Genomic DNA, 19,372 nt, shown 5'->3' with positions numbered 1-19,372 from the left:
ATGGCTGAACATAAAAATCCAACAGTAGCGGATGTCATGAAAGAGGCAAGTACCTATATTCATTTGCCTGAAAATCTAGCTCTCATCGAGAAGGCGGCTAAGTATGCTTCAGAGAAACATGCAGGCATGTTCCGCAAGAGTGGCGAGCCATATTTTGTACACCTTGTAAATGTAGCATATATTCTTACGACACTACGTGTCGGTCCAAAGACGATCGCGGCAGGATTCTTACACGATGTGATTGAAGACTGCAATATTACACGTGAAGAGTTGGCACAAGACTTTGACGATGAAATCGCAAGCCTAGTAGAGGCCGTTACGAAGATTGGTAATCTGAACTTTAAAGGGAAAGATGATCCAGAGTATCAAGCAGCCAACCATCGCAAAATTTTTATTGCAATGGCAAAGGATATTCGTGTAATTCTGATTAAGCTTGTGGATAGACTCCATAATATGCGCACGTTAGAGTTTCAGCCAGAAGCTTCACAGAAGAGAATTGCGGCGGAGACTTTGGATGTATATGCACCAATTGCCCACCGTTTAGGTATTAGCTCCATTAAGAATGAACTAGAAGATTTATGTTTCTATTATCTGATGCCTGAAGAGTATTATCATATTGCTCATCTAGTGGAAACCAAGAAAGCAGAACGTGATGCGGCTGTAAGCAAGATGATCATAGATATTTCTGCAATGTTAAAGAGTCATAAAATTAAGTTCCGTATTTTTGGCCGTTCGAAACACTTATATTCCATCTATAAGAAGATGATTCATAAGCATAAACGTTTTGATGAAATCTTGGACTTACTTGCGATTCGCATTGTGTCTAAGTCGGAATTAAATTGTTATGAAATCCTTGGCTATATTCATGCGAAATACAAACCAATTCCAGGTAGATTAAAAGACTATATCGCAGTCCCAAAACCGAATATGTATCAGTCTTTACATACAACGATTCTTGGCGAAGATGCGAAAATCTTCGAAGTACAGATTCGTACAGAAGACATGGATGCGATTGCGGAGAAAGGTATTGCGGCCCATTGGCGTTATAAAGAGGGTTCTCGCTATGATGCAAAGGCCGAACAAAAAGAAATTGAAGATAAACTGTCTTGGTTCAAAGATTTTGCAACGTATAGTGAAAGTGAAACCAATACTTCTGCGACAGATTATATGGAGTTATTGCAGAAGGATGTCTTTGAAGCCAATGTATATGTTATGACACCGAAGGGAAGAGTCATTGACCTACCGGCAGGTGCTACACCAATTGACTTTGCATACCGTATTCATACCGACGTAGGTCATACGATGGTCGGTGCAATTGTCAATGATGCGATTGTGCCTTTGACGACAGAACTACATACTGGCGATGTTGTTAATATCAAGACCTTAAAGGGAACAGGTCCATCTGAGGACTGGCTAAAGATTGTTAAGACTGCCCAAGCAAGAAATAAGATTCGTGCATATTTACTAAAGAAAGAAACCGAGAAGCGTGAAGAGAAGATTGAAGAAGGAGAAAAGATTCTCTCTGAAGAACTTCGTAAGCGTGGATTTGATCCTAAGGAATACATGGAGCGTAAAAAGATTGACAGTATTACAACTGGTTTCCAAGTATCTAACTATAACGAATTCATGTATGGAATCGCAGTAAAGTCTATCAGTCCATCTCTTGCGGCGGAACGTTTAACAAACGTAAAACAGCGTACAAGTGAGGATGAGAGCTTATCACGTGTACTAAACAAAGAGACTGTTCACCGTGTATCAAAATCAGGACTTGTTGTGCCTGGGGTTGAATCGATGAAGATGTCACTAGCGCATTGTTGTTTACCAATCTATGGTGATCAAATCATTGGTTATATTACACGTAATGAGGGTGTTAAGGTCCACCGTATAGATTGTCCTAATATCCGTAATGAGAAGACAAAACTCATCAATGTGCAATGGGATGATGGTGATGCGGATCGTATGTATGATTGCGATCTCAGCATCATTTGTAATGATCGATCGCACTTACTTACAGATATTGTAAATACAATCTCTCAATGTAAGGTACAGCTTGAAGCAATTAATGTCACAGTAAATCATGAAACACTAACATCTACAGTAAAAGTATCAATGCGAGTAAGAAACTTGGAACAGATGGATAACGTATTTGCGAATATTCGCAAAGTAGAATCTGTGCTCAGTGTTGATCGTACAACACATTAAGAAATTACTTGAGAAAAGTAAGCGTAAGGGCTATAATACTACTAAATTCGAAGAAAGAGAGTTCTTGTTAGAAGACGATAGAGCGACAATGGTATGGTGCAAGCATTGGCGGATTCTTACAGGATTGACACTCTGGAGAAGGTATCCTGAACTGAGTAGGGATAAACGTATTCCACGTTATGGAAAGAGCGCATGAGAAATCATGAACTAAGGTGGTACCGCGCACAAAGCGTCCTTGGAAAGGGACGCTTTTATATTTGTTTAAAGGAGGAAAGAACTATGAGTTATCAAACACCACGAGGAACTTACGACATTTTACCGGATGAGATGAATCGTTGGCATCACACAGAAGAAGTCATTCGTGAAACGACAAAGCGTTATCGTTACCGTGAAATCCGTACACCATATTTTGAAGAGACAAAAGTATTTAAGCGTGAAAATGATTCCAGTGACATGGTAAACAAGGAGATGTACACATTTGATATGGGTACACATTCCTATACATTGAGACCAGAAGGAACTGCCGGTGTAATTCGTGCATTCGATCAACATAAGCTTTATGGCTCAATGGAGATGCCTGGTAGATTCTATTATCTTGGTGCAATGTTCCGTCATGAAAATCCACAAAAGGGAAGACAGAGACAGTTTACACAGTTTGGGATTGAAAACATCGGTGCAAAATCTCCTGAATTAGATGCGGAAACGATTGCTCTAGGATATGACATTGTGAAACAAATGGGTATCTCAAGTATTAAAGTATGCATTAATACACTTGGTGATGACGCATCTAGAGCCGCGTATCGTACAGCTTTAAAGGAATATTTTCAGCCACATCTAGAAGAGCTTTGTGGAGATTGCCATCGTCGTTATGAGCAGAATCCTTTGCGTATTTTGGATTGTAAAGTAGACCACGATAAGGAATGCATGCATGCGGCTCCAAAGCTTGCGGATTACTTAAATGAAGAATCTAAGAACTACTTCAATCGCGTGCTTGCATGTTTAGATGCGTTAGAGATTCCGTATGAAGTAGATGATCATCTTGTAAGAGGACTTGATTACTATACACATACAGTTTTCGAAGTCGTATCCACAAGACCTGACAGTGGCGCACAGGCTACGATCTTTGCGGGTGGCCGTTATGACCACTTTGTTGAGTATTATGGTGGACCAGAGATGTCCGGTATCGGTTTTGCGATTGGTATGGAACGTTTGATTAACTTAGCGGCTGAGGAAGGGCATGATTTTGGAGATGAGAATTCTTGTGATGTGTATGTCATCGGTTTGGGCGATGTAGGTGCATCTGTCTTAAAGACAGTACAGCAGCTACGTCATGCTGGATATAGTGCAGAAGCCAATCTTGTACAGCGTTCGTTGAAGGCACAGTTTAAGAGTGTAGATCGTAACCACGCAAGATATGTAATCATTCTTGGTGAAGATGAAGTCAAGAACAACACAATGAATATAAAGAATATTTCTGATAAGTCACAGGTAACAATCAAGCAAGAAGAGTTATTAGAGACACTCAAACAATGGGAGAACAAATAATGGAAAGAACACATGAAAATGGTACTTTACGCCTGGCAAATGTAGGTGAAAAAGTTACGCTAGTTGGTTGGGTTGCGAAGCGCCGTAATCTAGGATCACTTGTATTTATTGATTTACGTGACCGTAGTGGTATCGTACAGTTAACATTTGATGAAAGTATTGCGGATGCAGTAAAAGATGTTCGTAATGAATACATCTTGCAGGTAACAGGTACAGTTGAAAAGCGCAAGGACGCAAACCCTAAGATTGCGACAGGTGAGATTGAAATTCATGTTGAGTCTGTTAATATCGTTAACAGTGCTGAAACAGCTCCGATTACAATTGCGGATGACACAGATACAAGTGAAGATACACGTTTAAGGTATCGTTATCTTGACTTACGTCGCTCTATATTACAGCAGAATTTAATCTTGCGTCATAAGGTATGCATGGTTGCTAGAAATGTATTGGATAAACAAGGCTTTGTAGAAGTTGAAACACCAATCCTAGCGAGAAGTACACCAGAGGGTGCGCGTGACTATCTCGTGCCATCTCGTATCTATAATGGTAAGTTCTGGGCGCTTCCACAATCACCACAGATTTATAAGCAGTTATTGATGATTGGTGGAATGGAGAAATACTTTCAGATTGCAAGATGTTTCCGTGATGAAGACTTACGTGCTGACCGCCAACCTGAATTTACACAGATCGATATTGAAATGAGCTTTGGTGATGAAGATACAATCTTCGCTGTCGTTGAAGACCTTATGCAAAATATCTTCAAGGAAACAAAAAACTATACACTAGAAGACCATTTTGTACGTATACCATGGGCAGAATGTATGAGACGCTTTGGTAGTGATAAGCCAGATATGCGTTTTGGCAATGAAATTCAAGATATTACGTCTGTATTTGAAAATACAGAATTCCAAGTATTCAAGAATACAATTGAAAACGGTGGAATTGTAAACTGCGTGAAGTTTGAGAATGCGGCTGATAAGTATAGTCGTAAGGGTCTAGATCAATTACAAGACTTTGTAAAACATGGTTTTAAGGCAAAGGCACTTGCATACCTCAAGATGGAAAACGATGTATTAACTGGTTCTATCGCTAAGGTATTAAGTGAGGAAGAAAAGGCGAAGTTAGTTGAGAAGTTGGGTCTTGCAAATAACGACTTGGTATTAGTGATTGCGGATAGTGCAAGAATCGTACAGGCATCCTTAGGTGCATTACGTGTACGTTTAGGCCATGAGCTAAACTTAATTCCTACTGAAACAACTTATAAGTTCCTTTGGGTTACTGACTTTCCAATGTTTGAGTACAGTGAAGAAGATGAGCGCTGGGTAGCAGCACACCATCCATTTACAGCACCAAAGGAAGAAGACGTAGATAAACTATTCACTGATCCAGGGCATGTATCTTCACGTGCCTATGACTTAGTATTAAATGGATATGAACTCTTATCTGGTTCGATTAGAATTCATAGCCAAGAGTTACAAGCTAAGGTATTTGAAGCGATTGGACTTTCACTAGAAGATGCAAAAGCACGTTTTGGTTTCTTCTTAGATTCCTTCCGTTATGGAACACCTCCACATGGTGGTGTTGGTATTGGTCTAGAACGTTTGATTATGGTATTAGCTGGTACAGATAACATCCGTGATGTTGTAGCCTTCCCAACAACAAATAGTTCCTTTGACCTTATGAGTGAGGCACCTAATGTTGTTGATAAGAAACAATTAGATATTTTAGGTATCGAAATCTCTAAGCAAGAAAAATAAAAGTGTCAAGACTATTCTTATTTCCCACTAGTGCTATAATACATGTGCCGGAGGAAACATATTTTTCCTACAATATGATATAAGGGAGTTCTGATTGCGTAAGATGGAGTGAAAACTCGTTGCGAGCGAGGATCCAGAAGTTTTACCAAGGACACCCACCTCTACAGAAGAGGGAACTATATCTACCTTCGGTCTTAATATTTGTTTGAGTCGGTTATAATACCGACTTTTTGATAAAATGAGGAATTCAATGATGAAGAAGTTAATGATGATTGTTCTATGTGTATTTATGCTTGGCTGCACACCGAAGGAACAATATAAATTAGACTATGTAACAGATGGCAGTATCTCACAATTTACTGAGATTACAGACAAGGAACCATCCATTAAGGAGATTTCATTACCATCCGCTATTGCATTCTTTGAAAATAAATATTCAGGTGTGATGGTATTTGCAAAACCTGACTCACGCTATAGTCAAAAAGCATTTGCGGTATTAAATCAAGCTGCTAAGGATGCGGGGGTTACAGTTTACTATGTAGACGTAAGTAGAAAGTTCTACAAGACAGAAGAAGAATTTACACGGTATCGCGAAAAGGTTGAAGAGTTTATTGATGTAACATATCTCGAAAACCAACAGGGAGGAAAATCCTTATATATTCCTGATGTTATGGCGGTTAAGAATGGTAGAGTTGTAGATTTCCATGTAGGTATCTTGGATGATTATGATTTAGATGTAAATCCAAAAATGACAGAAGAGCAGTATCAAAAAATTTATAACATCTACGCAGATTTAATTAAAATCACTACAGCGAAGGACTCAGCAAAATAAAACGCTCAAGTGAAAAGTTAAATTCCACTTCTAAAGAATAAACAATAAAGTGGAAGTAAGTCATTCAGAAATAGTACTGGCAAGGATTGATAATCCAAGATGGTACTATTTTTAAGTTGAAAATGATTTTATTTTAGTTAGAATGAAGGTGAAGTAACAGAAAAATGAGCGCATGAAAGGTAGGCAGAATCTACTGTTCAAAAAATTTGTAAGAGTTGATTCTACTTCGTTGTTTGGTGAAAGTTATATGCCGATCCTTCGTGTGTAATTGATTTTGAAACTTCTTGGTTATCTTCTTACTTTAGAAGATATGGTTTTAGAATTACTTCGTCTGGTGGGATTTCGGTAATTCCAAAATCATAGAGTTTCTTGGCCATTTCTTCGTTGTAGAAATGGAGCAGCTGTATGGATGATCTTCCGTGCAGCTTTTCTTTTGGATATGAATTAATATGGATACTGATGAGATTTGCCTTTTCTTGTGATGTAAGTCCCAATGCATGGAGATCACATCCCTTTGGGCATATCTCTCTTACCAATAGGTGTAGGTTCTCTAGACTACCTTTCTGCCAAGAGGCCATCGAATCACAGTAGAACATACGTGTCCTGCGAGTTCCATCTTCACGTATCTCCGCTTCTTCAGCTAGGACGAATTCACTTCCTCTGTCTGTTAATATGACCTCGGCTTCTTTTTCGAACATTTCTTTTCCTAATATCTTTTCCAATAATAGGATCCCATCCAACATATGTAAGGAGTCCTTTACGGTTTGATAGATACATATCAACAGGTCATACTCTCTGAATTTGAAGGTCTGTAGGAAAGGTCCGTTGGACACGTCGTTGTATACCGTATCCATCTCTACGACCTTGGCATTTGGATTCTTTTCCATGTATATCAAGAAGTCGGAGTACTTTCTTCCTGTCAGGTATCGATTGTCTTTACGTGGCTTGTATGTATTGCGCTTTTGTTTGGACATCTTTCGTCTTACGACACGTTTCGGGTCGATGGCACCGATCGATACACCCACATCTTGGAAGACATCATTTTCGATATAGTTGTATATCGTCTTTTCGGATAGTTTGATCTCTTTGTGGCTTTGAAGAATAGAGTAGATGGACTGACCTTTCTTAATCAATGGTAATAAGAGTTCACCGAGCTGCTTGATATCATTTACTGTCGCATTGACACCTTGTCGTGAAGATGTAAGTGTCATCTGGTAGTCGTGCTGTGCATCGAGGGCAGAGTATCGATATTTGTCATAGCGACAAGAGCGATAGTTTCCACATCCATTACAAGCTCCTGGTGACTTGTCCCTGCGAGTACATTTGAAAGGGACATAATCGATACAATCCAGAGTACAATGGCGTTCATGTTTACAGCGTTTGTAGTTAGCACACTCTAGAGGCAGATTACATTTGTATGCAAGGACACGATGGAATTTGATTTCTTTTCCTATGGTTGATTTGTCTTTACCAAGGGTAGTAGCGATAGCTTGTTTGGTAGAACCATTTTCGATACCAGTTTCAATGATCTGTCTATCTGAATAAGACATGTGTGAATTCTTCGTTAACATAATGTTTTCCTCCTAAAACACGAAGAATCGGCACTTATATTGAACTAGAAGTGTAAGAGTAAATTCAACTAGAGCTTGGTGAATAACTAAATTCAACTTTCGTACCTTAGAAGTGGAATTTAACTTTTCACTTGAGGAGCAAAATAAAACACTGTTTTAGCCGTTGCAAGCATGTACAAAACAAGATAAAATAACAAGGTACATGAAGAATAGGTGGTGTAATTTATGGAATTTTGGAGTTCATTAGGATTCTTCATTGCTGGAGGATTAATCGGTGCAATCGTAACATTCTTCTTAACAAGAAAGTATTTCGAAAAGCAGCTGAAGGAAAATCCACCAATCAATGAGAAGATGGTTCGTGCAATGTTTATGCAAATGGGACGTAAGCCAAGTGAGGCACAGATTCGTTCTGTTATGAAATCCATGAATCAATAAAAGAAGTCTTAGTACTTCTTTTTTTCATACAGTGACATAGAAATAAACAAATTAGATAGCATTTACAAAACAATGTTAGTTGATTATTTTTGGTAGTAAAAAAATCATGTGAAAATAGTGGGGAATAGGGTATTTATTGCGCAAATGTCTATTATTTCATGTCTTTTAGTCTTATAATATATAGAGGTATTATGAAGGAGGACATATGAGTACTGAAAACAAAAAAGTTTTCGAAGCTATGGATGGTAATACCGCAACTGCCCACGCCGCGTATGCTTTTACGGAAGTAGCCGGTATTTATCCAATTACACCGTCATCGCCAATGGCGGAAAATGTTGATGCATGGTCAACAGCAGGTCGTAAGAACGTGTTTGGAGATCGTGTTAAGGTTGTGGAAATGCAGTCTGAAGGTGGTGCTGCCGGAGCAATTCACGGTGCATTACAGGCTGGCTCTTTAGCTACAACATTTACAGCTTCACAGGGTCTATTATTAATGATCCCAAATATTTACAAGTTAAAGGGTGAAATGTTACCAGGAGTTATCCACGTAGCAGCTCGTACTTTAGCTACACACACATTAAGTATCTTCGGTGATCACTCTGATATTTATGCTTGCCGCCAAACAGGTATTGTTCAGATGTGTTCCCACTCCGTACAGGACTGTATGGATCTTGCTGGTGTTGCACACCTAGTCGCAATTGATCAACGTGTACCAGTAATGCATTTCTTTGATGGTTTCCGTACATCACACGAAATCGATAAGATTGAAGTGATGGACTATGACTATTTAAGAAGCCTAGTTAACCAAGAGAAGTTAGAAGAGTTCCGTGCATTAGCACTAAACCCACACACAAACCCAGTAGTTCGTGGTGGTACACAGAATGATGATATCTTCTTCCAGGCTGCAGAAGCTCAAAATAATCACTTTGCAAATATTCCAGCTGTAGTAGCTGATTATATGAAGAAGATTTCTGAGCATACAGGTCGTAACTATGCACCATTTACATATGTAGGTGCTCCTGATGCTGAACGTATCATTATCGCTATGGGCTCTGTAACAGATACAATTACAGAAACAATCAACACACTCGTTAAGAGAGGCGAAAAAGTAGGTTTAATTAAGGTTTACCTATATCGTCCTTTCTCTGTTGAGTTCTTGAAGTCTGTTCTTCCAGCAACTGTTAAGAAGATTGCTGTATTAGATCGTACAAAGGAACAGGGTGCTCGTGAACCATTATTCTTAGATGTTGTATATGCTTTACGTGATATCAAGGGTCTAACAATCGTTGGTGGACGTTATGGTCTATCTTCTAAGGATACAAACCCATCTCATATCAATGGACTATTTGAAGAATTGAAGAAGGATTCTCCAAAGGAAGAGTTCACAATTGGTATTGAAGATGATGTTACAAATCTTTCAATTGAACCAGTTGACATTACAGTTGATGCAGACTATACATCATGTATTTTCTATGGTTTGGGTTCTGATGGTACTGTAGGTGCTAACAAGTCAACAGTTAAGATTATTGGTAACAATACAGATCTTTACTCACAGGCTTATTTTGCATATGACTCAAAGAAGTCTGGTGGTGTAACTCGTTCTCACTTAAGATTTGGTAAGAGTCCAATCCACAGCCCATACTATATTGATAAGGCTGACTTTATCTCTTGCTCATTAGATAGTTACTGCTTCCAGTTTGGTATGATTCGTGACCTTAAGGAAGGTGGAACATTCTTACTTAACACAACTATCCCAGCAGAAGAAATCGCAGATCGATTACCTAACCGTATCTTAGCTAGACTTGCTAGACGTCATGCGAAGTTCTATATCATTAACGCAACTAAGATTGCGCAAGATACAGGAATGGGACGTTTCACAAATACAATCTTACAGGCAGCGTTCTTCCGCTTAAATGAACAGATTATGCCATATAGCACATCCTTAGAATTAATGAAGGATTCTGCTCGTCATACATATGCTCGTAAGGGACAGGATGTGGTAGATAAGAACATCAAGGCTATCGAAACAGGTGCTTCTGGAATCGTAGAAGTAACTGTAGATCCAGCTTGGGCTGACTTACAGTTTGATAAGTCTGTTAAGGGAACAACTGGTGATGCATATTTTGATGAACACGTAACACCAATCAATCACTTACAGGGTCAAGATATGCCAGTATCTGCTTTCTTGAAGTTTGGTGTAACAGATGGTACATTAAAGCCTAATGTTGCTTTTGAAGAGAAGAGAACAATTGCTACACTTGTTCCTGAATGGGAAGCTGATAAGTGTATCCAGTGTGGTAAGTGTGGGTTTGCATGTCCTCACGCAACAATTCGTTCATTCTTAATGGATGAAGAAGAAGTTGCTACAGCTCAGAAGATTGCAGCTGAAAACAATGTTGAATTAACATTGAAGGATCCTTCTCCTGCATATAAGGGAGCTAAGGAAGCTAACCTCAAGTTTAGAATTCAAGTATCTACACGTAACTGTGTAGGCTGTGGTGTATGTATTACAGTATGTCCTACTAAGGCATTATCAGCAGCAGATGTTAAGACTCAGTTAGGTCAAGAACCAGTCGCTGAATATCTATACAAGCACACAACATATAAGAAGGAATATGGCAACAATAACACTGAAGGCGGCGTGTCATTAATGATGCCTTACTTTGAAGTATCTGGATGCTGCCCAGGCTGTGGTGAAGCTCCTTATTATCGTTTAGCTTCTCAGTTATTCGGTAACGATATGTTAATTGCCAACGCTACAGGTTGCTCAATGATTTACTGTTCTGCTACTCCAACGAACCCATTTGTACAGGATGAAAATGGTGAAGGTGTTGCTTGGGCTAACTCATTATTCGAAGACAACGCTGAATATGGCTATGGTATGGCAATTGCTCAGTCATACAAGAGTGCTCGTATCCTCAAGATTATGGAAGATAATCTCGATAAGGTTGAAGCTGACTTAAAGGCATCATTTGAAGCTTATATCGCTGCTAATGACGACCGTCAGGTTCAAAAAACAATCGTTAATAAGTTAGTTGAACAAGTTAAGGCTTCTTCTAATGAAGAGGTTAAGGAACTACTCAAACTCGAAAGAGATCTTGTTTCTAAGTCTGTTTGGATCATCGGTGGTGACGGATGGGCTTACGATATTGGCTACGGTGGATTAGACCATGTAATGGCGAATAACCTAGATGTAAACGTATTAGTACTTGATACTGAAGTTTACTCCAATACAGGTGGACAGTCTTCTAAGTCATCTCAGGCTTCCTCTATTGCGAAGTTTGCTTCCGGTGGTAAACAGGGTGCTAAGAAGGATATTGGTCAGATTTTCATGGAATACGGTACAGCTTATGTTGCACAGGTATCTATGGGTGCTAACCAGTCACAGACAATCAAGGCATTCAAAGAAGCTGAAAGCTATAAGGGACCATCAATCATCATCGCTTACTCACCATGCTTAGAGCACGGTATTAAGGGTGGCTTGATTAACATGCCTAACGTTCAGAAGAATGCGGTTGCTTGTGGTTACACAGTTCTTTACCGCTTCGACCCAAGACTTGAGAAGCCATTACAGATTGACTCTCGTACTCCAGACTTCTCCAAGTTCACAGAGTTCTTACTCAACGAAGCTCGTTATTTCAACTTACCTAAGGTATTAGGTCAAGAAGAAGCAGACAAGTTATTTGAGAAGGCTCGTAAGGATGCTGAAAAGCGTTATAACAGACTCTTATTCAAGAAGAGAGTTCAAGACGAAGAAACTTCTGAATAATTAAACAAACAAAGACATATTCTCTATATTTAGGGGATATGTCTTTTTTCTATTATGAGACTGGAGAGTGCTATACTAAACATAGTGAGGTATAACAATGATTCATTTTTTATTAAGAGTTAGACAAGCGATCTTTAGTCCGATACAAAAGACACAGTTATATATGCAGCCAAGGATGATAAAAGGTGAACATGCATTACTTGATCTTGTAGATGTTTTAAAAGAGAAACATCTAACACACTACATGATTGTAACTACACCAGGATTTATCAAAAGAGGAACTCTACAATCATTTTTTGAGGCATTAACGCAGAATGATATTCAGTATAGTATCTTTCATGATGTAAAACCTGATCCTGAGATTTCTGATGTAGAAAAACTCAAAGAGATGTTTATCAAGGATGGATGCCAAGCGCTTATCGCAATTGGTGGAGGTTCGGTTATTGATTGTTCAAAGGCAGCACTTGCAAGTGTACCAATGAAAAATCTAGATGTTAAAACAATATTACATACAGGAAGGGTAAGTAAGCAGTTGCCTTTATTGATTGCTATACCAACTACTGCTGGTACTGGTTCTGAAGTAACTGCAGGTGCTGTGATTACAGATCCAATCAAAAAACGTAAATATGCATTAAGTCATTTATTTTTAATTCCTAAGTATGCAGTGTTAGATGCTTCACTATTAACATCATTACCTGCTAAAATGACAGCCTATTCAGGGATGGATGCTCTGACACATGCTATTGAAGCGTATATAAATTGTTTTAATAATCGTAAGACCAATGAATATGCATTATGTGCAATCAAGTCCATTTGCCAATACTTAGTACCTAGCTTTGAAGATGGTTTGAATATACAATATCGATTAGAACTATTGGAAGCTTCTTATAATGCGGGAGTAGCAATCTCCAATAACTATGTTGGTTATGTCCATGCGATAGCACATGGAATAGGTGGGATGTATCACTTACAACATGGAATGATTAACGCTATCATCTTACCGATTGTATTAGAAGAGTATGGTGGTGCAGTGGTTGGTAAGCTTGCAACGATTGCGGATGTAGTAGGTATCACTGGTGCTACTAACCAGGATAAGTCAAAGCAGTTTATTCAGAAACTAAAAGATCTAAATCAAATATTTTCTATTCCAACTTCAATTCCAGAAATTCAAGAGGAGGATATTCATTATCTTGCGACTGGTGCAGAGAAGGAGGGGAATCCTACTTATCCAACACCAGTCACTTGGAATGTTACACAGTTTGAAAAAGTCATTCGTAAGATTAAACAGGGATATACAATCTAAGCAAAAAAAGGCTATGACACCATATAATGTCATAGCTATTTTAAGTGATTAAGCACGTCCAGAATACTTACCATCAGCTGTAGAGATTTCGATTACTTCTCCTTCGTTGATGAATAATGGTACACGAACATTTAAACCAGTTTCTACAGTAGCATTTTTAGTAGCGGATGTCGCAGTGTTACCTTTAACTGCAACTTCACACTCTGTAACCTGTAGATTTACCTTATCTGGTAATTGAACACCTAAGATTTCTCCGTTGTAAACCTGAATGTTTACCATAGAAGATTCCTTTAGGAAGTTCTTTTCCCACTCTAAGCGGCTTGCTGGAATTTCAATCTGTTCATATGTTTCTGTATCCATGAAGATTAAGTTTGCACCATCGTTATAGAGATACTGCATTTCTCTCTTATCGATGAAAGCTTCTTCGACACGGTCAGAACCAATTAAGCTGAGTTCCTTTACAACACCTGTTCTTGGGTTCTTTACTTTAACAGCGACCTTCATCTTAGCCATAGCTGTCTTATTACGGTCAACTGTGATTGCTTGATATAAATCACCTTCCCAAACGAAGCACTGACCTGGTTTAATTTCTGTTGATTGAATCATGGTATTAACTCCTTTCAATTTCCGCATATAATTTTCTCTTAATATTGGCTTTTTTACAACCTTTTCAACTGAAAAAAGTAAATTATTTGTGTTGTTGAACCAGTTTATATATTTTTTACTTTGACTAAATTTGAATTGATTGGCCAATGATTTTTAAAAGTGATACATTAACATTACTAGTAAGGAGACCAACTATGAATTTTTTTGAGAAAATATTTCGGTTTGGAATTATAGCGATAGGTTTAATCGTAGAAGTTATAATTGTACGTAATCTATTTTTATTCTTTACGGAACATTTTGTATGGATTGAAATGGCACTTCGTTTATTTAGTATATTACTTGTTATGTATATTATTAATAATTCACGGCATCTATCGGCAGACATGTTGTGGGTTTTATTGATTATTTTATTCCCGATTCCAGGTACCGCATTATTCTTGCTGTTGGGTGCAAATTTAATTACCTCAAAAACTTTTTTGGAGCTTATTAAGAATACAGTTGAGTCTAAGAAATATTTTGTGCAAGATGAAATAGTTTTGGAGGAGATGGAAGAAATTGCACCACATATGAAGGGAGATTTTTATTACTTATCTAAGACAGAAGGATATCCAATCTATCGTAATTCAAATTTTGATTACTATGCTTTAGGTGACCTTGGCTATCCTGTTATGTTAGAGGAAATGAAGAAGGCAGAGAGCTTATCTTCTTAGAGTACTTTACAATTGAGAAGGGTAAACTTTGGGAATGCATGCATACTATTCTAAAAGAGAAAGTGGCACAAGGCTTAGATGTACGTGTTATGTATGATGATATGGGAACCATTCATTCTCTTCCACCAAATTACGCAAATATGCTAGAGAGTGAAGGAATTAAGTGTGTTCGTTATAACAAGATTAATCCATTTCTTGGCGTAGTTATGAATCATTGTGATCATCGTAAAATTATGGTAATTGATGGTAAAGTAGCATTCTCTGGTGGAATGAATTTAGCAGATGAATACATTAATCAAAAGATGGTATTTGGTCATTGGAAAGATAATGTCATTCGTGTTAAAGGGGAGGCTGTTTGGTCATATACTGTACTCTTTCTAGCGAATTGGAATGCGATTCGTAAGACAGATAATGATTATACTGTTTTCAAAGTTGATGCCAAGATGGAAAATACAGATGGTTATATTTCACCATATGGTGAAACTCCATTTGATGGAGAAAATACCGGTCAGAATGTCTATATGAATATACTGAATCGTGCCAATAACTATGTATATATTTGCACACCATACCTGATTATCGATACAGAATTAGAGAATGCTTTAATCTTAGCCGCAAAGCGCGGTGTTGATGTCAGGATTATTACACCAGGCATCCCCGATAAGAAGATGGTTTGGAATATTACAAGATCGTTCTATCGGAATTTGATAGATGGTGGTGTAAAAATCTATGAATATTCGCCAGGATTTATACATGGAAAAGTATTTGTAAGTGACGATATTGTAGCAACAGTTGGTACAATCAACCTTGATTATCGTTCACTATATTTACACTTTGAGAATGGTACATATCTCTATGGTTCTAAGAAGGTATTAGATATACGTGATGATATGTTAGATACCTTCAGTAAATCACACCAGATTCAAAGGGGTGAAATCAAGGATGGTATTTTACATAGATTGTTTGTTGGCTTTACGAAATTGTTTGCACCATTATTATAAAAATAGAATGAAGATGCTAGAAATCTTAAGCATCTTCATTTTTATCAATCATATATGTTGATTCAGTTGACTGTGTAAGTGTTTCTGATTCGTCTGGTTTTATTTCTACATACTTTTTGAAGTAATACAATGCATGTGCATAATATGCACAGAATAATCTGTATTGCGTAAGAATCGATACAAGAAGTATAGCTATAAACATTGCGGTAAATAATGGCATCATTGATTTAGAAAGTGTATTTAAAGCACTAGGATTATCCAATGCAACTAGTGGTAGAAGTAAAGACCCACCAAAGATAGTTCTTAGAATTGGAAATATGATGACAATGGTAAAGAGTAAGGCAGCTAAGCAAATCCACATATAGTGAATGTCTATCTTTATTATATCTATTAATGAATCAATGGCTTCTTTGATACTACTTCTAATTCCGTCTTGATATGCATGTGTTGGATAAGTATAAATCGAAAAAGCAATAAATATTGTTAAATAGTAAAGTGCTAACTTTAGAATTACCAATAAAATTGTATTGGAAATGTTATGCGTAAATAAATTATCTAGAAATGCGATAAAAGCGGAGATACATAAGATAATCAACCATTTTTCTCTTAAAGGTTCAAATAAATCAATTAGTTTTGTATAAGAACCCTGTATGATTCGGAAAATCTGCATAAGGATTAGAAGTGTAAAAAACTGTATTATAATTGAACAACTAAATGATAGAAGGAAGCTAGTATGTGCTACTTCAGTAAAATTAAAAGGATTTATAGTACCAGCTAAAATCATCTGAATGGACGGTAATTCAGGTATGGTAGTCAATAATAATTGTAAAAACAAATACAAAATAAAGTATTTCATAAAACTCTTTTTACTCATCCGATAAACATCATTATAAAATTTATTATCCACAAACATATTTTTATCCTCACTTTCTATCAATTATGAAATATGTATGAATCGAGATGTTATCTTTATACAAATTGTATCACTAAGGTATTGCTAATGATAAATACAATTTTATAAAATTTAAGTTTAATTGAATATTCAAATAAATGAATATTCATTCTATAATGTTTATAGGAGTTAAACTATGAACTATAATAATCAACTAATGAGTAAAAACGGACTTGCGGTATTGAGTCTAGCAAAAGCACTTCTAAAATACAAAGTAGGAGATCGCACGCCAACTGTTACAGAGCTAAGTGAGAAATTGAATATTTCTAGAGGAACTGCGCAATCTGCAATTAAAACACTACAGAATAATAACGCAATTCACATTGTGAGTAAGGGGCATTTAGGATCTTATGTTATCGAAAAGAATGACAAGATTCTACTTGAACTTGCTGGAATCAATTTACTAGTTGGTGCTATGCCTTTACCATACTCTAGAAAGTATGAGGGGTTAGCGACTGGCATTATTACCACAATGGAAAATAAACATGGAATTCCAATGACACTTTCTTATATGAGAGGTGCGAAGAATCGAATTGCGATGGTATTAGAGAATCGCTATAATTTCGCAGTTGTTTCAAAATATGCAGCAAAAGAATTCTTAGATGCACATAAGGGACAAATTGATATTGTATGTGAATTTGGAGAAGGGACATATTGTTCATCACACGTAATTGTATTCCATGATCCTCATGCCAAAGAAATTCAAGATGGTATGCGTGTAGGGATTGATCGAGATTCGATTGATCAAAGTGATATGACAAAGCGTGCATGCGGAATGAAGAAAGTTGAATTCATCCCTGTAGAATCAAATAATTTATTGCGTTTAGTTCAAAATGGAGAAATTGATGCGGCAGTATGGAATGAAGATGAAATTATCGATAAGATGTCTAAAGTAAACTACGTGAAGGTTTCAATCGATGATAATGATGATACAAATGCGGTCATTGTAACAAATGGTAAAACACCAGAGATGACGGAGTTATTACGGCAGATGCTTGATGTAAAAGAAACACTAGCAGTTCAAGATTTAGTGTTAGATGGAACTGTAACACCAAGTTATTAGGGAAATTATGCATGAGAATATTAGATAGCAACTTCCGTGAGATTTGTAATTTTAGAGACCTTGGCGGGTATTCTACAGTAGATGGAAAAAGTGTAAAGACTGGATTATTATATCGCAGCTGTTTTCTTGGCTGGATGAATAAAGAGGAGTTAAAACATCTTCAAAATCTGGGTATCAAAACAGTACTCGATTTACGTACTTCTTATGAAGCGTATGAAGAACCAGATCCTCTCATCGACGGAATTGTTAATTATCGTGTCAGCGGTATGCGTGATCGTAATGGCGAGGGAGTAGATTTTTCTCCATATGGTATTCATAAGATGATCATTGCGGATGATAGTGACGAAGAAACACTACATAAGCATATGGCAGAACTATATAGGAATATGATGTTTAAGAATGAAGGATTCATGTTTATTCTTGAAATGATTAAACAAAATATAGAATTTCCACTGTTATTTCATTGCGCAACAGGAAAAGATAGAACAGGGGCAATTGCAGTTTTGTTATATTTACTGTTAGGTGTACCAAAAGAAGATATCATAGAAGACTATCTTCTATCAAATAGGGCTTATCACGCACGCATTGAATTGGCATTAGCAAAGAATAAAGCTGCAATTCAAAAGAATCCATCACTTAAACGAAATATCATGATGGAAGCAGGTGTTGATGAACAAATGGGTAGGGAAATGATAGATGGTATTTTAGATATATACCCAAACTATGAAGAATTCTTCTTAAAAGAATATGGCGTTGATACGGATCTTTGCTGCTATATCAAAGAACAATTTTTAGAATAATTTTAAATATTTGTTGACGGTAATATTGATTATGTTATTATTAATTTACAAAATACAAAATATTGAATATTAAAAAGTGAGAAAGATATGATTGATAAGAATAGTATTATTGAACGTTTAGATATTTTGCATGAAGCTAATATCATTTCATCAACAGTGAGAGAAAAGTCGGAATTAGTAGTAGATAAATTTTTAGATATTTCTGACGATTTTGGCCAAGAGAAGATGGATGTGTTTTGTGTTCATTTAGCAATTGCATTATCACGTGTTGAAAAAGGTGAATGTGAGGCTTGCGCCGATGAGAATATTGTTGACGAAATTAAGCAAAATGGTAACTTCGCTGAGGCTTCTAAAATACTTGATGAAATAGAAGGTTTATTTCAGGTAGAAATTCCTGAAGGAGAAAAAATCTTATTATTAATCCATATTTGCAATTTGCTAGAAAGATAGGTGATGGGAGTGAAAATTGCTATTGGGGGAATGCAAAAGAATGAGATGGAATTAGCTGTAAAAAAAGCTGATCCACAAATTGAAACAATTATTACAAATGATTTAAACGCATCAAAGCTACTTAAATCAGGTGAAGCTGATTATTATTTAGGTGCCTGTGAAAGTGGTGGAGGTTCTGCAATTTCTATTCTGATTGGTTTAGTTGGATATAGTAAATGTGCGACTGTTTGTAAAAATGGTCAACGACCAAATAAAGATGAAATTGTCAAAGCAGTTAATGATGGGAAGATCTGCTTTGGTATGACTATATCAAGTATTACCGATACAGTTCCAATTTTAATTGATGCTTTAAAAAATAAATAAGGGAGATAGTTAT

Annotated in this window: 16 protein-coding genes and 1 other annotated feature; of the genes, 13 read left to right on the top strand and 3 right to left on the bottom strand. The window is 36.9% G+C overall.

The window, feature by feature from the left end:
- The 4 genes from RGT18_RS07435 to RGT18_RS07420 all read left to right on the top strand — a co-directional run bounded on the left by RGT18_RS07435 (position 1) and on the right by RGT18_RS07420 (position 6,336).
- Positions 1-2,202 carry a RelA/SpoT family protein gene (locus tag RGT18_RS07435; protein ID WP_028077512.1) on the top strand — a complete coding sequence of 734 codons (2,202 nt, stop codon included), beginning with the start codon at positions 1-3 and terminating at the stop codon, positions 2,200-2,202.
- Positions 2,203-2,243: 41 nt separating this feature from the next.
- Positions 2,244-2,442, top strand: a binding site (T-box leader).
- A 39-nt stretch (positions 2,443-2,481) separates the two neighbouring features.
- Entirely contained in the window at positions 2,482-3,747 is a 1,266-nt protein-coding gene (gene hisS / locus RGT18_RS07430; RefSeq protein WP_028077513.1) for a histidine--tRNA ligase, read from the top strand.
- Positions 3,747-5,504 carry an aspartate--tRNA ligase gene (gene aspS, locus RGT18_RS07425; protein ID WP_028077514.1) on the top strand — a complete coding sequence of 586 codons (1,758 nt, stop codon included), beginning with the start codon at positions 3,747-3,749 and terminating at the stop codon, positions 5,502-5,504. The genes hisS and aspS overlap by 1 nt, the downstream gene beginning before the upstream one ends.
- 250 nt (positions 5,505-5,754) lie before the next feature.
- Positions 5,755-6,336, top strand: a complete 582-nt coding sequence (locus RGT18_RS07420) for a thioredoxin domain-containing protein (protein WP_028077515.1) — start codon at positions 5,755-5,757, stop codon at positions 6,334-6,336.
- Between the two features lie 296 nt (positions 6,337-6,632).
- Here the strand turns inward: RGT18_RS07420 and RGT18_RS07415 are convergent, their stop codons facing one another.
- On the bottom strand, positions 6,633-7,907 hold the full coding sequence (locus RGT18_RS07415; protein ID WP_338175796.1) for a helix-turn-helix domain-containing protein: 1,275 nt from the start codon (positions 7,905-7,907) through the stop codon (positions 6,633-6,635).
- Positions 7,908-8,132: 225 nt separating this feature from the next.
- Between RGT18_RS07415 and RGT18_RS07410 the strand changes: the two genes are divergently transcribed.
- The 3 genes from RGT18_RS07410 to RGT18_RS07400 all read left to right on the top strand — a co-directional run bounded on the left by RGT18_RS07410 (position 8,133) and on the right by RGT18_RS07400 (position 13,414).
- The gene (locus tag RGT18_RS07410; RefSeq protein WP_006526303.1) at positions 8,133-8,342 is read left to right on the top strand and encodes a YneF family protein; all 210 of its coding nucleotides are present in this window, start codon (positions 8,133-8,135) and stop codon (positions 8,340-8,342) included.
- Between the two features lie 205 nt (positions 8,343-8,547).
- Positions 8,548-12,111, top strand: coding sequence for a pyruvate:ferredoxin (flavodoxin) oxidoreductase (gene nifJ / locus RGT18_RS07405; protein ID WP_028077883.1), 3,564 nt, complete (start codon positions 8,548-8,550; stop codon positions 12,109-12,111).
- 97 nt (positions 12,112-12,208) lie between these two features.
- Complete coding sequence (locus RGT18_RS07400) at positions 12,209-13,414, top strand: iron-containing alcohol dehydrogenase (protein ID WP_028077884.1); 1,206 nt, start codon at positions 12,209-12,211, stop codon at positions 13,412-13,414.
- A gap of 48 nt (positions 13,415-13,462) precedes the next feature.
- Here RGT18_RS07400 and efp read toward each other — a convergent pair whose 3' ends face one another.
- Positions 13,463-14,020, bottom strand: coding sequence for an elongation factor P (efp, locus tag RGT18_RS07395; protein WP_028077885.1), 558 nt, complete (start codon positions 14,018-14,020; stop codon positions 13,463-13,465).
- 194 nt (positions 14,021-14,214) lie between these two features.
- Between efp and RGT18_RS07390 the strand changes: the two genes are divergently transcribed.
- Both RGT18_RS07390 and RGT18_RS07385 read left to right on the top strand, forming a co-directional pair.
- Positions 14,215-14,730 (top strand): PLD nuclease N-terminal domain-containing protein, encoded by a 516-nt coding sequence (locus RGT18_RS07390; RefSeq protein ID WP_245580912.1) that lies wholly within the window; start codon positions 14,215-14,217, stop codon positions 14,728-14,730.
- A 38-nt stretch (positions 14,731-14,768) separates the two neighbouring features.
- Entirely contained in the window at positions 14,769-15,731 is a 963-nt protein-coding gene (locus RGT18_RS07385; protein WP_245580913.1) for a phospholipase D-like domain-containing protein, read from the top strand.
- A gap of 25 nt (positions 15,732-15,756) precedes the next feature.
- On the opposite strand, the gene RGT18_RS07380 is transcribed toward RGT18_RS07385, so the two are convergent.
- On the bottom strand, positions 15,757-16,605 hold the full coding sequence (locus RGT18_RS07380) for a hypothetical protein (RefSeq protein WP_338175791.1): 849 nt from the start codon (positions 16,603-16,605) through the stop codon (positions 15,757-15,759).
- A gap of 214 nt (positions 16,606-16,819) precedes the next feature.
- Between RGT18_RS07380 and yhfZ the strand changes: the two genes are divergently transcribed.
- From yhfZ to RGT18_RS07360, 4 genes are all read left to right on the top strand, one after another.
- Positions 16,820-17,746 (top strand): GntR family transcriptional regulator YhfZ, encoded by a 927-nt coding sequence (gene yhfZ / locus RGT18_RS07375; RefSeq protein ID WP_028077887.1) that lies wholly within the window; start codon positions 16,820-16,822, stop codon positions 17,744-17,746.
- Between the two features lie 11 nt (positions 17,747-17,757).
- Positions 17,758-18,546: a tyrosine-protein phosphatase gene (locus RGT18_RS07370; RefSeq protein WP_028077888.1), complete on the top strand. Its 789-nt coding sequence runs from the start codon at positions 17,758-17,760 to the stop codon at positions 18,544-18,546.
- Between the two features lie 87 nt (positions 18,547-18,633).
- Positions 18,634-18,996, top strand: a complete 363-nt coding sequence (locus RGT18_RS07365; RefSeq protein ID WP_028077889.1) for a PRD domain-containing protein — start codon at positions 18,634-18,636, stop codon at positions 18,994-18,996.
- 3 nt (positions 18,997-18,999) lie between these two features.
- The gene (locus tag RGT18_RS07360; RefSeq protein ID WP_028077890.1) at positions 19,000-19,359 is read left to right on the top strand and encodes a DUF2620 family protein; all 360 of its coding nucleotides are present in this window, start codon (positions 19,000-19,002) and stop codon (positions 19,357-19,359) included.
- The last annotated feature ends 13 nt before the right edge of the window (positions 19,360-19,372 follow it).

The sequence above is a fragment of the Solobacterium moorei genome (genome assembly GCF_036323475.1).
GTDB classification, from domain to species: domain Bacteria; phylum Bacillota_I; class Bacilli_A; order Erysipelotrichales; family Erysipelotrichaceae; genus Bulleidia; species Bulleidia moorei.
The sequence above is the reverse complement of the archived record's forward strand: the minus strand, read 5'-3'. Positions and strand labels throughout refer to the sequence as shown.

What these genes read in the sequence shown, in the direction of transcription:
- RGT18_RS07390 (WP_245580912.1), top strand. Translation starts at nt 14,215, where the DNA reads ATGAATTTTTTTGAGAAAATATTTCGGTTTGGAATTATAGCGATAGGT.
- RGT18_RS07380 (WP_338175791.1), bottom strand. Translation starts at nt 16,605, where the DNA reads ATGAGTAAAAAGAGTTTTATGAAATACTTTATTTTGTATTTGTTTTTA.
- RGT18_RS07360 (WP_028077890.1), top strand. Translation starts at nt 19,000, where the DNA reads ATGGGAGTGAAAATTGCTATTGGGGGAATGCAAAAGAATGAGATGGAA.
- yhfZ (WP_028077887.1), top strand. Translation starts at nt 16,820, where the DNA reads ATGAACTATAATAATCAACTAATGAGTAAAAACGGACTTGCGGTATTG.
- RGT18_RS07410 (WP_006526303.1), top strand. Translation starts at nt 8,133, where the DNA reads ATGGAATTTTGGAGTTCATTAGGATTCTTCATTGCTGGAGGATTAATC.
- efp (WP_028077885.1), bottom strand. Translation starts at nt 14,020, where the DNA reads ATGATTCAATCAACAGAAATTAAACCAGGTCAGTGCTTCGTTTGGGAA.
- RGT18_RS07420 (WP_028077515.1), top strand. Translation starts at nt 5,755, where the DNA reads ATGATGAAGAAGTTAATGATGATTGTTCTATGTGTATTTATGCTTGGC.
- RGT18_RS07370 (WP_028077888.1), top strand. Translation starts at nt 17,758, where the DNA reads ATGAGAATATTAGATAGCAACTTCCGTGAGATTTGTAATTTTAGAGAC.
- hisS (WP_028077513.1), top strand. Translation starts at nt 2,482, where the DNA reads ATGAGTTATCAAACACCACGAGGAACTTACGACATTTTACCGGATGAG.
- RGT18_RS07415 (WP_338175796.1), bottom strand. Translation starts at nt 7,907, where the DNA reads ATGTTAACGAAGAATTCACACATGTCTTATTCAGATAGACAGATCATT.
- nifJ (WP_028077883.1), top strand. Translation starts at nt 8,548, where the DNA reads ATGAGTACTGAAAACAAAAAAGTTTTCGAAGCTATGGATGGTAATACC.
- RGT18_RS07365 (WP_028077889.1), top strand. Translation starts at nt 18,634, where the DNA reads ATGATTGATAAGAATAGTATTATTGAACGTTTAGATATTTTGCATGAA.
- RGT18_RS07400 (WP_028077884.1), top strand. Translation starts at nt 12,209, where the DNA reads ATGATTCATTTTTTATTAAGAGTTAGACAAGCGATCTTTAGTCCGATA.
- aspS (WP_028077514.1), top strand. Translation starts at nt 3,747, where the DNA reads ATGGAAAGAACACATGAAAATGGTACTTTACGCCTGGCAAATGTAGGT.
- RGT18_RS07435 (WP_028077512.1), top strand. Translation starts at nt 1, where the DNA reads ATGGCTGAACATAAAAATCCAACAGTAGCGGATGTCATGAAAGAGGCA.
- RGT18_RS07385 (WP_245580913.1), top strand. Translation starts at nt 14,769, where the DNA reads ATGCATACTATTCTAAAAGAGAAAGTGGCACAAGGCTTAGATGTACGT.